Origin of the sequence: Stenotrophomonas sp. pho (genome assembly GCF_006228405.1) — a bacterium.
GTDB lineage: Bacteria > Pseudomonadota > Gammaproteobacteria > Xanthomonadales > Xanthomonadaceae > Stenotrophomonas > Stenotrophomonas sepilia.
In genome coordinates this window covers 4,407,553-4,420,821 of sequence record NZ_CP029759.1, presented here as the reverse complement: position 1 = coordinate 4,420,821, position 13,269 = coordinate 4,407,553, and the positions used below count along the sequence as shown (strand labels likewise).

Annotated in this window: 12 protein-coding genes; 7 read left to right on the top strand and 5 right to left on the bottom strand. The window is 67.7% G+C overall.

Features of this window, described 5'->3' with window-relative positions:
• The first annotated feature begins 78 nt into the window (after positions 1-78).
• Both polA and DL544_RS20630 read left to right on the top strand, forming a co-directional pair.
• Complete coding sequence (gene polA, locus DL544_RS20635) at positions 79-2,853, top strand: DNA polymerase I (protein ID WP_139728002.1); 2,775 nt, start codon at positions 79-81, stop codon at positions 2,851-2,853.
• A 367-nt stretch (positions 2,854-3,220) separates the two neighbouring features.
• Positions 3,221-3,700 carry a DUF421 domain-containing protein gene (locus DL544_RS20630; protein ID WP_053498330.1) on the top strand — a complete coding sequence of 160 codons (480 nt, stop codon included), beginning with the start codon at positions 3,221-3,223 and terminating at the stop codon, positions 3,698-3,700.
• Between the two features lie 36 nt (positions 3,701-3,736).
• Here DL544_RS20630 and hemF read toward each other — a convergent pair whose 3' ends face one another.
• The 5 genes from hemF to DL544_RS20605 form a co-directional block, all read right to left on the bottom strand.
• Positions 3,737-4,633: an oxygen-dependent coproporphyrinogen oxidase gene (gene hemF / locus DL544_RS20625; RefSeq protein ID WP_005420328.1), complete on the bottom strand. Its 897-nt coding sequence runs from the start codon at positions 4,631-4,633 to the stop codon at positions 3,737-3,739.
• A 54-nt stretch (positions 4,634-4,687) separates the two neighbouring features.
• Entirely contained in the window at positions 4,688-6,304 is a 1,617-nt protein-coding gene (locus tag DL544_RS20620; protein WP_139728000.1) for a hypothetical protein, read from the bottom strand.
• Positions 6,305-6,373: 69 nt separating this feature from the next.
• The gene (locus DL544_RS20615) at positions 6,374-6,934 is read right to left on the bottom strand and encodes a hypothetical protein (RefSeq protein ID WP_032954647.1); all 561 of its coding nucleotides are present in this window, start codon (positions 6,932-6,934) and stop codon (positions 6,374-6,376) included.
• Between the two features lie 30 nt (positions 6,935-6,964).
• Positions 6,965-7,384, bottom strand: coding sequence for an NUDIX hydrolase (locus DL544_RS20610; RefSeq protein ID WP_005420325.1), 420 nt, complete (start codon positions 7,382-7,384; stop codon positions 6,965-6,967).
• Positions 7,381-9,750 carry a S9 family peptidase gene (locus tag DL544_RS20605; RefSeq protein WP_065177831.1) on the bottom strand — a complete coding sequence of 790 codons (2,370 nt, stop codon included), beginning with the start codon at positions 9,748-9,750 and terminating at the stop codon, positions 7,381-7,383. Before DL544_RS20605 ends, DL544_RS20610 begins: the two co-directional genes overlap by 4 nt.
• Before the next feature lie 161 nt (positions 9,751-9,911).
• Here DL544_RS20605 and DL544_RS20600 point away from each other — a divergent pair, with 161 nt between their 5' ends.
• From DL544_RS20600 to DL544_RS20580, 5 genes are all read left to right on the top strand, one after another.
• Positions 9,912-10,364 (top strand): hypothetical protein, encoded by a 453-nt coding sequence (locus tag DL544_RS20600; RefSeq protein WP_005420323.1) that lies wholly within the window; start codon positions 9,912-9,914, stop codon positions 10,362-10,364.
• 70 nt (positions 10,365-10,434) lie between these two features.
• Complete coding sequence (locus DL544_RS20595; RefSeq protein WP_005414880.1) at positions 10,435-10,764, top strand: hypothetical protein; 330 nt, start codon at positions 10,435-10,437, stop codon at positions 10,762-10,764.
• A 36-nt stretch (positions 10,765-10,800) separates the two neighbouring features.
• The gene (locus tag DL544_RS20590; protein ID WP_005420322.1) at positions 10,801-11,445 is read left to right on the top strand and encodes an RNA polymerase sigma factor; all 645 of its coding nucleotides are present in this window, start codon (positions 10,801-10,803) and stop codon (positions 11,443-11,445) included.
• Positions 11,442-11,657, top strand: a complete 216-nt coding sequence (locus DL544_RS20585) for a hypothetical protein (RefSeq protein ID WP_053498343.1) — start codon at positions 11,442-11,444, stop codon at positions 11,655-11,657. The genes DL544_RS20590 and DL544_RS20585 overlap by 4 nt, the downstream gene beginning before the upstream one ends.
• Positions 11,658-11,870: 213 nt before the next feature.
• The gene (locus tag DL544_RS20580) at positions 11,871-13,268 is read left to right on the top strand and encodes a cytochrome ubiquinol oxidase subunit I (protein WP_065177834.1); all 1,398 of its coding nucleotides are present in this window, start codon (positions 11,871-11,873) and stop codon (positions 13,266-13,268) included.
• Position 13,269: the final 1 nt, after the last annotated feature.

The window sequence follows — 13,269 nt, the reverse complement described above, 5'->3', positions numbered from 1 at the left end:
AAAGAGCCCTGATTATGCCCCATCGCGGTGTGCGCGCCGTGTCGCCGCGGTGCAGGCACGGGCGCGTAGAATCAGCGCATGAGCAGATTAGTCCTGATCGACGGGTCCAGTTACCTGTACCGCGCGTTCCACGCGCTGCCGCCCCTGTCCAATGCACAGGGTGAACCCACCGGCGCGCTGTTCGGCGTGGTCAACATGCTGCGTTCGACGCTGAAGGAGCGCCCGGCCTACGTCGCGTTCGTGGTCGATGCGCCCGGCAAGACCTTCCGTGATGACCTGTACGACCAGTACAAGGCCAACCGCCCGCCGATGCCCGATGAACTGCGCAGCCAGGTCGAGCCGATGTGCCGCATCGTCGAAGCGCTGGGCATCAGCATCCTGCGCATCCCCGGCGTGGAAGCCGACGATGTGATCGGCACGCTTGCGCTGCAGGGCCTGGCGCAGGACCTGAAGGTGACCATTTCCACCGGTGACAAGGACTTCGCCCAGCTGGTGCGGCCGGGCATCGAGCTGGTCAACACCATGACCGGCAGCCGCATGAATTCCGACGCGGCGGTGATGGACAAGTTCGGTGTGCGCGCCGATCAGATCATCGACCTGCTGGCGCTGATGGGCGACGCGGTCGACAACGTGCCGGGTGTGGAGAAGTGCGGGCCGAAGACCGCTGCCAAGTGGCTGGCCGAGTACCAGCACCTGGACGGGGTGATGGCGGCCGCGCCGACCATGAAGGGCAAGATCGGCGAGAACCTGCGCGCTGCGCTGGAACGCCTGCCGCTGAACCGCGAATTGGTGACGATCCGCACCGATGTGGAACTGGAGGCCAGCCCGACCACGCTGGCGCTGCGCGAGCAGGATGTTCCGGCGCTGACCGAGCTGTATACGCGCTATGGTTTCACCCAGGCGCTGAAGGAGCTGGGCGCGCCTGTGCCGGCACCGGTGGCCGCCAGCGAGGCGACCCCGAGCCTGCGCGGCACTGCGGCCGGCTTCGCGCGTGGCAGCGTCGAGGCGCCCGCCGCCGGCACGCTGGATCCGGCACTGTCCGCGCCGGGTGAATACGAGACCGTGCTGACCAGCGGGCAGCTGCAGGCCTGGGTCGAGCGCCTGCAGCAGGCCGAGCTGATCAGCTTCGATACTGAAACCGATGCGCTGGACGCGATGCGCGCGCGCCTGGTCGGCGTCAGCCTGGCTGTCGAGCCGGGCAGGGCGGCCTACATTCCGGTCGGCCACGATTACCCGGGTGCGCCGGCCCAGCTGCCGATGCAGCAGGTGCTGGATGCGCTGCGGCCGGTGCTGCAGGACCCGGCGAAGAAGAAGCTGGGCCAGCACGGCAAGTACGACCTGCATGTGCTGCGCCGCCACGGCGTGGAGGTGCAGGGCTACCACGACGACACCATGCTCGAGAGCTTCGTGCTCAACTCCACCGCCACCCGCCACGACATGGATTCGCTGGCCCTGCGTTACCTGGGCTACACCACCCTCAAGTTCGAGGACGTGGCCGGCAAGGGCGCCAAGCAGATTCCGTTCTCGCAGGTGGGCATCGACGAAGCCAGCCGCTATGCGGCCGAGGACGCCGACATTACCCTGCGCCTCCATCGCGCGCTGCAGCCGCAGCTGCTGGCCGAGCCGGCGCTGGACAGCGTGTACCGCGACATCGAGATGCCGCTGGTGCCGGTGCTGACCAGCATTGAAGCCAACGGCGTGCGGATCGACACCGACGAACTGCGCCGGCAGAGCCAGGACCTGTCCTCGCGCATGCTGGCCGCGCAGCAGAAGGCCACCGAGCTGGCCGGCCGCAGCTTCAACCTGGATTCGCCCAAGCAGCTGCAGGCGGTGCTGTTCGACGAGCTGAAGCTGCCGGCGGTGGTGAAGACCCCGAAGGGCCAGCCCAGCACCAATGAAGAGGCACTGGAGGCAATTGCCGACCAGCACGAGCTGCCACGGGTGATCCTCGACTACCGCGGGTTGGCCAAGCTGCGCAGCACCTATACCGACAAGCTGCCGGAGATGGTCAACCCGGACACCGGCCGGGTGCATACCAGTTACCACCAGTCTGGTGCCGCCACCGGCCGCCTGTCCTCATCGGACCCGAACCTGCAGAACATCCCGATCCGCACCGAGGACGGCCGCCGCATCCGCCGCGCGTTCGTGGCGCCGGAGGGCTTCCAGCTGCTGGCCGCCGACTATTCGCAGATCGAGCTGCGGATCATGGCCCACCTGTCCGAGGATCCGGGCCTGGTGCGCGCCTTCGAGCAGGGCGCCGACGTGCACCGCGCCACCGCCGCCGAGGTGTTCGGGCGCACGCTGGAGGAAGTGACCCCGAACGAGCGCCGCGCCGCCAAGGCGATCAACTTCGGCCTGATGTACGGCATGAGCGCCTTCGGCCTGGCCCGCAATCTGGGCATCGACCGTGGCCAGGCACAGGACTACGTGGCGCTGTACTTCAGCCGCTATCCGGGCGTGCGCGACTTCATGGAGCGGATGCGCCAGCAGGCCCGTGACCAGGGCTACGTGGAAACCCTGTCCGGCCGCCGCCTGTACCTGAACGACATCCACGCCCGCAACCAGGGCCTGCGTGCCGGTGCCGAGCGCGCCGCGATCAACGCGCCGATGCAGGGCACCGCCGCCGACATCATCAAGCGTGCAATGGTGGATGTGGACCAGTGGCTGCGCGACAGCGGGGCACCAGCGCGGATGATCCTGCAGGTGCACGATGAACTGGTCTTCGAAACCGAAAGCAGTTTCGTTGAAGACCTGCGTTTGCAGGTGGTGGAGCGCATGTCGCAAGCGGCCAAACTGCGAGTGCCGCTGGTGGTCGATACCGGCGTCGGCAGCAACTGGGATGAGGCGCACTGACGGAATTCAGGCCGAAAACGATGTGAATGTGTTCATGAGTCGGGGGTTTCTGACTCGACCATGAATGTTGCCCCGATTGAAATTCATTAAATGGGGCCCCTTCACGAACCGTTAGTGTTCGGAGTGCTTCTATAACTCCCGACAGGCGCAATGCCTGTTGTGGATCTCTCCCATCCCCTGGAGCAGATCTCGGAACGGGGACTCCTCCCCAAGTGCCCGTTCCCCGGCCCCGTTGACCTCCCCCTGGTCAGCGGGGCTTTTTATTTGCGCCAACGGAACCTCGGATGGGGTCAGATCCCTTTGCCCGTCGGGCAAAGGGATCTGACCCCAGGTGCTAGGCTGGGCCACCGTTCCGCAGGGGAAGACCATGCCCGACCTGTTCGCCCTGGCCATGCCGTGGTGGGAATTCATCCTGCGCGCGGTGGTGGTGTATGTCGTGGTGCTGGGCATGGTCCGGCTGGGCGGCAAGCGGGCCCTGGGGCAGATCACGCCCTTCGACGTGCTGCTGATCGTGCTGCTGGGCAACGCGGTGCAGAACGCGCTGCTGGGCGCTGACACCTCGCTGGGCGGCGGCCTGCTGCTGGCGGCGACCCTGATCCTGCTGAACTACGGGGTGGGCTGGCTGACCACCCGGAACCGGCGGATGGAGCGGTTGATCGAAGGAGAACCCACCGTAATCGCGCGCGATGGTCGCCTGTTCGAGGCGGTACTTCGCCGCGAGCTGATCAGCCGCGCCGACTTCGATGCCGCGCTGCGCCAGCAGGGCGGGCTGCAGATTGAAGACGTGCAGATTGCCCTGCTGGAGACCACCGGGCACATCACCATCATCGCGCGGAAGGGCAGCTGACCAGCGCCGAGCCCACGCCCCGCGCGACGGCACCCCTCAGACCCAGTCGCGCGGCACCAGATAGTCGGCCAGGCGCGATTCGGGGCTGCCCGGTTCGGGCGAGAAGCCGTATTCCCAGCGCACCCGCGGTGGCAGGCTCATCAGGATGCTTTCGCTGCGGCCACCGCTCTGCAGCCCGAACAGGGTACCGCGGTCGTAGACCAGGTTGAATTCCACGTAGCGGCCGCGGCGGTACAGCTGGAACTCGCGTTCGCGCTCGCCGTAAAGGGCGTCCTTGCGCTGCTGCACGATCGGCAGGTACGCATCGAGGAAGCCATCGCCGACCGCACGCAGATAAGCGAAATCGCGCTCGAAGTCGCCGTGCAGGTCATCGAAGAACAGGCCGCCGACGCCGCGCGTTTCATTGCGGTGGCGCAGGAAGAAGTATTCGTCGCACCAGCGCTTGTGCGCGGCATAGCGTTCTTCGCCGAACGGCGTGCACAGGTCGCGTGCGACCCGGTGCCAATGCTGCACGTCCTCGTCGAACGGGTAGAACGGGGTCAGGTCGAAGCCGCCGCCGAACCAGCTGGCCACCACTTCGCCGTCGCGCTGCGCCTGGAAGAAGCGCACGTTGGCATGGGTGGTCGGCACGTACGGGTTGAGCGGGTGGAACACCAGCGACACGCCGGTGGCGCGCCAGGAGGCGCCCGCCAGTTCCGGGCGGTTGGCCGAGGCTGACGGTGGCAGGCGGCTGCCAGCCACGTCGGAGAAGCCGATGCCGGCCTGCTCGAACACCGCACCGTCGCGCAGCACGCGGGTACGCCCGCCACCGCCCTCGGCACGCTGCCACAGGTCTTCCTGGAAGCGGGCCCGGCCATCGACGGCCTCGATCGCCGCACAGATGCGGTCCTGCAGCTCGGTGAGGTAGGCGCGAACGCGCTCGAATTCGTTCATGGCGCGTACTTTACCGCAGGCCCCGGCCAACGCCGCGGACAGGCCCTGGCAGGCTCAGCGCTTGCTGTTGGTAGTGCGCGGCGCCGGAGCGTCGTCCAGGGCCGCTTCATCAACCGCCTTCTGCAGGGCACCGCCCAGCGTGATCAGCTCCCAGTTCTGGGTTCCGAGCACATCGCAGGCCACATGCAGGCCGCTGCGGTCGGCCTCGCACAGTTGCCCCAGGATGGCGCGTGCATCCACGTCCGCCCCATTGCCCTGCGCGGTGACCAGGTTCTCGCACCCTTCGCGGACGCCGGCGCGGCAGACCGTGGTGTAGTGCTCTGCGGCCTGCAGCCAGTGCCCGGACAGCGCCAGCCGGTTGCCGAGTATGTTGCAGCCCTGCAGCTTGCCCTGCGCACAGCAGGCGTCGGCGCCGTCCTCGTTGGCCAGCGCCAGTGGGCAGTCCTGCGGCAGCGGCAGCACCGTGTAGTGTTTCGGCGGGCTGCAGGTGCTCGCGCCCTCGCCGGTCGGCACGAACACCTGGAAGCGTGTCCACGTGTCCAGGCCCAGCAGCTGGCCCCCGGGCAACGGCCGCAGCACGAAGTCGCCGCCCTTGTCGTGGCGGATGCGGATGTCGCCCTCTTCGACACGGGCACGCAGCTGGCTGTCCCAGCCGATGCCGACCCGTCCCGCATCGCCGAAGTCCAGCGTATCCATCAGGCCACCTGCGGCGCGGAAGGTACCGCAGGGCAGCGCCGTAGCCGGCTGCGGCCGCAACGAGGCGCCCAGCGCCCGCAACGCAGGCAGGCGCTCACAGGCGGCGCTGTCCTTGCCGGGCGCGCACGCTGTGGCCAGTGCCTGCACCGCCTGCAAGGGGTCGCCGGATTCCCACGAGAGCTCGGCCACGCGGCTGCAGAAGCCGCCATGGCCGACCTGCTGGCACAACTGCAACAGCTGCTGGCGCTGCGCGGCCGGCACCACCACCGGCGTGGAGGGTGACAGCACGGAGCTCACCGCTTCAACCATCGCCGCACCCATCGCGGCCTTGACGATCTGCTCCTGCAGCGCCGGATCCGCTTCCAGCGCCGCTGCACAGGCCGGTGTCTCGTTGCTGAAGCCGCCATTCCGGCACGGCACAGGCAGTTCGATGCCGGCCAGTGCGGTATCGAGGATGGCCTGTTGCTGCGCCTCATCCGGCGTGGCCGGCGCCCTGGCCTCGTCATGCCAGCGATCGGCCAACTGCAGGCACATGCCGGGCACGCCCTCCCGGCAAGCCGCTGCCAGCACGGTCGGGGTCGCTTCGCGACGGTTGTCCAGGCACGCCGCCGCATCGGCCAGGCAGCTGCCTTCAGCCGGGGTGGCGGCTGCGGCGCATTGTGCGGGGGCCTGCAGGGTGTAGACCGTGCCATCCACCTCGACCGTGCGGCCCCGATCGCGCACTTGCAGCACGCTGGGCAGGCCGTACTCCAGGTTCACCAGCTGCAGCTTTCCGTCGATCTGCTGGAACGCGACCGGCGTCGGTGCGCTGCCGAAGTGCTTCTGCTCGCCGCGGTTGGATGAGCTGACACGCAGCGTGCTGCTGCCTTCGTCGGCCTCGAACAGGCCGCATTGCGGTGACTGTGCCGCGGCCACCGGCGTGGCCAGCAGCAACGCCCAGGCCAGCCAGTGGCGGTACGGTGCGCGTGAGAGCATGTCGTCTCCTTGACGATCAAAGGCAAACGCCGGGTGCTGCCGGAGGCCCTGGCCCACGCCCGGCAGAACTCAGTGGAAGCGCGCGCGCACGTCGGGGCGCAGCAGTCGCCAGGCCAGCCAGCCCTGCAGGCCGAGAAGCACGAACGACATGCCGACCACGGTCAGCGTGATCAGCCAGCGTTTCAGCTGCAGCTCCTGCAGCAGGGCCGGGTCATCGGCCAGCAGCGGAATGAAGTCGCCCATGAACAGGTCCAGCCACCAGGCGGCTGCGAAGTTGGTCAGGGCACTCAGCAGCAGCAGTACCACGAAGCTCCACAGGCCCCAGCGACGTTCACGCAGCAGGCCCCAGCTGGACACGGTCGAGGCCAGGCACAACAGCGCGACGACCATTGACGCGGCCACCGGGTGCGCCAGCAGCCAGACCAGGCTGTGCAGCTGCTGTTGCTGCACTTCGCTTTCCACCAGGCGCCACAGCCTGAGGTTCTGCAGCGGCCACAGCACCAGTCCCTGCAGCACGAAGTAGATCGTCAGCAGCAGTGACAGCCAGAACGAAGCCTGTGCGACCGGGCGCACCCAGGCGTGATAGGCCGGGGAAAGCGGCGAGGGGATCGACGGGATCGACATTGACATCCGATGTCCTTGCAGTCGGCGCCCGCCTGCTCAGCGGGCCGTCGCCCGGGTGGCGACGGCCGGCAGGATATGGTGTTCGCTCAAGGGTGCCAAGGGTAGGCCATGCGGCGGTTGCAGCGGCACCCAGGCCAGTTCGGCAATTTCGGCGCGCGCCTGCGGCGCACCGTCCACCTGCACCCACCACGCCTGTGCCTGCACGCGGTGGCCGGGCTCGTTCACAGCCCAGTCCTCGAACGTGCCCAGCGCGATGGCGGCATCGGCGCGCAGCTGCACGCCCAGTTCCTCGTCCAGCTCGCGGGCCAGCGCCTGCAGGGGCGCCTCGCCGGGTTCGGGCTTGCCACCGGGCTGGATGAAGCGGCGCGCACCCTGCTTGCGCACCACCAGCGCCCGGCCGCGGTCATCCAGGATGACCGCAGCCACGATCCGGATCGTGGCTGCGGCATTGCTCACTTCAGGTTCTGCTCGAACAGCTTGAGGATGCGCTTGTACTGGTCCAGCCAGGAATCGGCACGCACATAGCCGTGGCGTTCCAGCGGGTAGGGGGCGATCGACCAGTTGTCCTTGTGCAGTTCGATCAGGCGCTGGGTGAGGTTCACCGAGTCCTGGAAGAACACGTTGTCATCCATCATGCCGTGGGCGATCAGCAGGTTGTCCTGCAGGTTCTGTGCGTACTCGATCGGCGAGGACACGCGGTACGCCTCCGGGTCGATGTCCGGGGTGTTGAGGATGTTGCTGGTGTAGCCGTGGTTGTAGTTGTGCCAGTCCACCACCGGGCGCAGCGCGGCGCCGGCCTTGAAGGTGCCCGGCGCACGGAACAGCGCCATGAAGGTCATGAAGCCGCCATAGGAACCGCCGTAGATGCCGGCGTGGTCGCGGTCACCCTGCTGGGTGTCGACCAGCCAGTCCAGGCCGTCCTTGTAGTCTTCCAGTTCCGGGTGGCCCATGTTGCGGTAGATCGCCGTGCGCCAGTCGCGGCCGTAGCCCTCGCTGCCGCGGTAGTCCATGTCCAGCACGATGTAGCCCTTCTGCACCAGCAGGTTGTGGAACATCTGCTCGCGAAAATAGGCCGGGTAGCGCTGGTGCACGTTCTGCAGGTAGCCGGCGCCGTGCACGAACATCACGATCGGGTACTTGCGGCCCGGTTCCTTGTTCTCCGGTTCGTAGTACTTGGCCCAGACCACGCCGGCACCATGCTTGGACGGCACTGCCACCAGCTTCGGCTGGATCCACTGGCGTGCCTTGTAGTCGGCGGTGCGGGTGTCGGTCAGCACGCGCGCCTGGCCACCGGCACTGGGCAGCACCGCCAACTGCGGCGGCAGGTAGGCGCCGGAGTAGCGCACCAGCAGCTGCTGGCCGTCCGGCGACAGCGAGAAGTCTTCCACGCCGTTGAGGCTGGTCAGCTCGCGCACCTGGCGGTTGCCGGTGTCGACCGCGCAGACTTCGTAATCATGCGGCGCCTGCTGGTTGCACAGGAAGTAGAAGCCCTTGCCATCGGCCGACGGCACCGGTGCCGAGGTTTCCCACTTGCCGCTGGTCAGCGCCTGCGGCTTGGCGGTGCCGGCCTGGGTGTACAGGTGCGAGAAGCCCGATTCCTCGGACAACAGCCACAGCGTGCGGCCATCGGCCATCCAGCCGAAATCGTTGAAGCCCCAGTTGATCCAGGCGTTGTCGGTCAGGCGGTGGCGGTTCTGGACGCGGCCGTCGGCGGCGTTGACGCTGATGATCCAGCGGTCCTTGTTGTCGTTGGCACGCAGCATCACCGCGGCCTGCTGGCCGTCGGCGCTCCAGCGGATGCCGCCGCCCATGAAGTCGCTCATCACCTGCACGCTGCGCTCGCCCTTCAGCGCATCCTTGCCGGCCTTGCGGCGCAGTTCGGCCAGCGGGTCGGTGCTGATGCCCGGCAGGCCGGACAGCGAGACTTTCTCGGCCTTGCCGGTGCGCACGTCCACGTACCACAGGGTGTGTGGCTCGAAGCCGTTGCGGCCGACGCGGGTGCGGGTGTCCTCGGTTTCCTCGTAGCCCGACTCGGTCACGTACAGCGGCATCTTGCTGGTGCGGCCGTCGTCGAAGTCCTTCGGCTTGGTCACCACGATCAGGTGGGTCAGGTCCGGCGACAGCACGCTGTCACCGATCTCGACGTCGGCGCCCAGGTAGACCGGGCCCGGTGCGCGGGTCGGATCCGCCTGGCGCCAGCGCTGGTCCTGGTCCTTCAATGCCTCGCGCTGCTCGCGGTCGCGGCGCAGGGTTTCCAGCGTGCGCAGCTGCTGGTCGCGGAGCACGTCGGCCTTCGGCGGCGTGCGCGGGTCCTTCTCGGCCTTCAGGCTGGCCACCTGCTGCACGCCGCTGGCGGCGGTCCAGTGGAACCAGTTCTGGCCGACGCGCCAGATCACGCCGTTGTCGGCCGCGAAGTTCACATTGCCCGCGCGCTCGTTGCTGCGGGTCAGCTGGGTCAGCGCGCCACTGCGCAGGTCGCGCACGAACACATCGCCATTGCGCACGAAGGCGCTGCGGCTGCGGCTGCGGTCGTAGACCGGATCGGCGACGTCCAGGGTACCGCGCTGGTCATCGGCCACCTGCGCGGCCACGCCGCCGGCCACCGGCTGGCGGAAGGTGTCGCGCACCGGGCTGCCGTTGCGCTTGAGCTGGTATTCCACCTGCTGGCTGTTCCACGACCACCAGGCCTTCTCGACCGGCGGACCGATCCAGTCCGGGTCGGCCATGGCCTGTTCGATGGTGATCGGCGTCGGCGCGGCATGCGCGGCCGGTGCGGCCAGCACGGCCGACAGCAGGAGGGACAGGGGCAGCACTCGGGACATGGGCGGACGGCACCAGAAGAGGAAACCGGGCAAGGGTAGCAGCCGTCCGGGCCGGGGGCAGGGGCCACAGGTCATGGCAGCGGAATCGGCAAAAAGGCACCGCCCGGGTCGCTGCGACGGCGTGTGCGGCATGATGGTCATTCCGTTCGGATGGAACCGATATGTACTGCTACGACTACAGGATCTCTCTGGGCGTGCAGCACCCGACAGAGGCCGGCGCCGGAATTGCCGCCCGGCTGGATCTGGAACCGGCGTTTTCCCGTGATGTCGGGACCGGATATCGGGATCGCGACGGTACCTTGATCCGGGTTCATGCGGCGACCCGCGTGGTGTTCGTACTGCAGAGGGGAAAGGACGGTTGGCTGATGGATGCCTGGCCGGCGTTGATCGATCTCCTGCGGGCACGCGCCGACGTGATCAGGGAACTGCTGCAGGAGGGGGCCGGGATCGGCCTGCGTGTTGGCATCTTTGGAAAGACGGCATGGGCGGGTTTCGAGCTGGATCCGCAGTTGCTGCGGCTGATGACGGACCTGCAGCTGGATTTTCAGGTGGAGACCTATTTCCCCGACCCGGCGGACACGACCGGCGCCAGCGAAACGTCGGCGGACAGCTAGTGCAACCGGTTGCCGTGGTCGCGCATCCATTCTCCTGAACCCGCATCATCCATCGAACAGGAGCCCGACCATGCAGGAACTGATCCCGATCACCCTATTCATCTGCATCGCCTACGCGATCCATGCCATTGCCGATGCACGCGCGCGCAGCAAGCTGGTGGCCCCGCACGTACCGGAGGAAGTGATCCGCTCGCTGGCCGTGCTGGAAGAAGAGCGCCGCCGCCAGGGTGCGTTGCGCTGGGGCATCAGCCTGGTCTGCCTGGCCCTGGCCATGGCCCTGCTGGAAGCCATCGGGGCCCGCGACCTGACCTTTGGTGCCGCTGCCGCGCTGGTCGGCAGTGCCGGCCTCGGCCAGCTGCTGGCCTGGCACTTCACCCGGCCTGCCGCGCGCAAGGGCTGAGGCAGGCATGCCACGGGCACAGGGGGCGCCCCGCGCATGAGCCTGCTGGGCGGAGCATTGGCTGCATGGCGGGGACGCCGCCGCGATGTCCGCGTTGAGCCCTCGCTGGACGCGGGCGACGACCGCGCCCTGGTCATCGCCATCATCGACGGCTCGCAACCGGCGTTCGCGCAGCTGGTGCAGGCCCATCAACGTACCTGCGCGCATCTGATCGGGCGGATGGTCGGCGACCGCGACCAGGTGGCCGACCTGCTGCAGGAAACCTTCCTGGCGGTATTCCGCCAGCTGCACCGGTTCCGCTTTGAATCCTCGCTGCGCACCTGGGTCTCAAGGGTGGCCTACACCACGGCGTTGCAGCACCTGCGCCGGCGGCGACTGGAGGCGCAGTGGATGGTGGCGGTGGAGGCGCCGGAGGAACTGGGCATCGGCGATGAAGGCCCCGGGCCCGCCGAGTTGAGCGAGGCGCTACAGGCCGGGCGCCAGCTCAGCGCGGCACTGGAACGGCTGAGTCCGCCGCAGCGCCTGATCGTCGGCCTGCATTACCTGGAAGATTTCGATCTGGCCGAGATCGAACAGGTGACCGGGCTGGCGCGCGGTACCATCAAGAGCCACCTGCACCGCGCGCGCCAGACCCTGAAGCAGGAACTGACGCGGCATGCCACCGCCGGAGAGCTGCTGTGAACCCACCGACCGACCCTCGCGATGCGGAAGCGCGCGCGCTGGCACAGGCGTTGCGTGAGCAGGCGCAGCAGGAAGACACGCCGGATGTGAGCGAGGCGCTGCAGAAGCGCATTGCCGCTGAGTCGCGCGACGGTGGCGTGGGTTATGTGGTGGTGCAGGTGCTGTTGTTTGGCGCCCTGCTGGCTGCGGCGGCCTGGTATTTCTGGCACTGAGGCACCCGCCGGGCAAGGGGCCGCTCCAATCGCGGTGGGTGGATGCCGACCTGGGTCGGCGTTTGGGCGTGTGTGCCAACCAAGGTTGGCAGCTACCAGAACGGTTGACCCCTGCGACAAAGTGAAGCAGCGCGTCACCCGGTCGCATCCCGTCTTAACGAAATCCTCCTAAAGTGGTCCGGTATCCCACCGGTCGCAGGCAGGAGGCGTCCCTTGGACGCGTTGTTGTTGTCCCGGATCCAGTTCGGATTCGTCATCAGTTTCCACGTGCTGTTCCCCGCCTTCACCATCGGTACGGCCAGCTGGCTGGCCTTCATCGAGTGGCGCTGGCTGCGCACGAGGCTGCCCGTGTGGCGCGAGCTGTACTTCTTCTGGCAGAAGATCTTCGCGGTGTCGTTCGGCATGGGCGTGGTCAGCGGCATCGTCATGGCCTTCCAGTTCGGTACCAACTGGCCGCGGCTGAGCGAGGTGGCCGGCACGGTCATCGGCCCGCTGCTGACCTACGAGGTGCTGACCGCGTTCTTCCTGGAAGCCAGCTTCCTCGGCGTGATGATGTTCGGCTGGGGCCGGGTCTCGCCGCGCCTGCATTTCCTGTCCACCTGCATGGTTGCGCTGGGCACGCTGTTCTCCACGTTCTGGATCCTGTCGTCCAACAGCTGGCTGCACACGCCGGCCGGCTACGAGATGGTCAACGGCATCGTGCATCCGGTGGACTGGTGGCAGGTGGTGTTCAATCCCTCGTTCCCCTACCGCCTCGCGCACATGGCGCTGGGCTCGTTCATCACCACCTGTTTCGTGATTGGTGGCGTGGGTGCGTGGTACCTGCGCAGGGGCACGCACGTGGAAGCGGGCCGGCGCATGCTGATCGCCGCTGTGGCATTCGCCGCGCTGACCGTGCCGGTGCAGATCTTCGTCGGCGACATGCATGGCCTGAACACGCTCAAGCACCAGCCGATGAAGATCGCGGCGGTGGAAGCGCATTGGCATGAGACCCGGGAAGGCGAGGGCGTACCGCTGGTGGTGTTCGCGCTGCCCAACGAGAAGGAGGAGCGCAACGATTTCGAAGTGGCCATCCCGAAGCTGGGCAGCGTGATCCTGACCCACAGCCTGGACGGCACCTTCGACCCGCTGACCGCGGTACCGGCCAGCGAGCGGCCGCCGGTGACGCCGGTGTTCTTTGCCTTCCGCATCATGGTCGGGCTGGGCACGCTGATGCTGCTGCTGGCCTGGGTGTCGGCCTTCCAGCTGTGGCGCAACAAGCTGCTCGATTCGCCATGGCTGCTGCGCGGCTGGAACTGGATGCTGCCCAGCGGTTTCATCGCGCTGCTGTCGGGGTGGTTCGTCACCGAGATGGGGCGCCAGCCATGGGTGGTGTATGGCCTGCTGCGCACCGCCGATGCGGTCGGCCCGCAGAGCGCGTGGATGACCGCGCTGTCGCTGGGTGTCTACGTGGTTGGCTATGCCTTCGTGTTCGGCTGGGGCATCTGGTACCTGGTGAAGATCCTGCGCCACGGACCGCAGCCCTACGCCGAAGGGCCGTCGCTGGACCACGGCAGCCACACCCCGGCGCGCCCGCTGTCGGCAGCCGACGAACCGCTGGAGGAGCGCTGAC

Excerpts from the sequence above, each read along its gene's own strand:
- DL544_RS20605 (WP_065177831.1), bottom strand. The coding sequence starts at position 9,750 with ATGTCCCGAGTGCTGCCCCTGTCCCTCCTGCTGTCGGCCGTGCTGGCC.
- DL544_RS20620 (WP_139728000.1), bottom strand. The coding sequence starts at position 6,304 with ATGCTCTCACGCGCACCGTACCGCCACTGGCTGGCCTGGGCGTTGCTG.
- hemF (WP_005420328.1), bottom strand. The coding sequence starts at position 4,633 with ATGAACGAATTCGAGCGCGTTCGCGCCTACCTCACCGAGCTGCAGGAC.
- DL544_RS20595 (WP_005414880.1), top strand. The coding sequence starts at position 10,435 with ATGCAGGAACTGATCCCGATCACCCTATTCATCTGCATCGCCTACGCG.
- DL544_RS20600 (WP_005420323.1), top strand. The coding sequence starts at position 9,912 with ATGTACTGCTACGACTACAGGATCTCTCTGGGCGTGCAGCACCCGACA.
- DL544_RS20630 (WP_053498330.1), top strand. The coding sequence starts at position 3,221 with ATGCCCGACCTGTTCGCCCTGGCCATGCCGTGGTGGGAATTCATCCTG.
- DL544_RS20615 (WP_032954647.1), bottom strand. The coding sequence starts at position 6,934 with ATGTCAATGTCGATCCCGTCGATCCCCTCGCCGCTTTCCCCGGCCTAT.
- polA (WP_139728002.1), top strand. The coding sequence starts at position 79 with ATGAGCAGATTAGTCCTGATCGACGGGTCCAGTTACCTGTACCGCGCG.
- DL544_RS20590 (WP_005420322.1), top strand. The coding sequence starts at position 10,801 with ATGAGCCTGCTGGGCGGAGCATTGGCTGCATGGCGGGGACGCCGCCGC.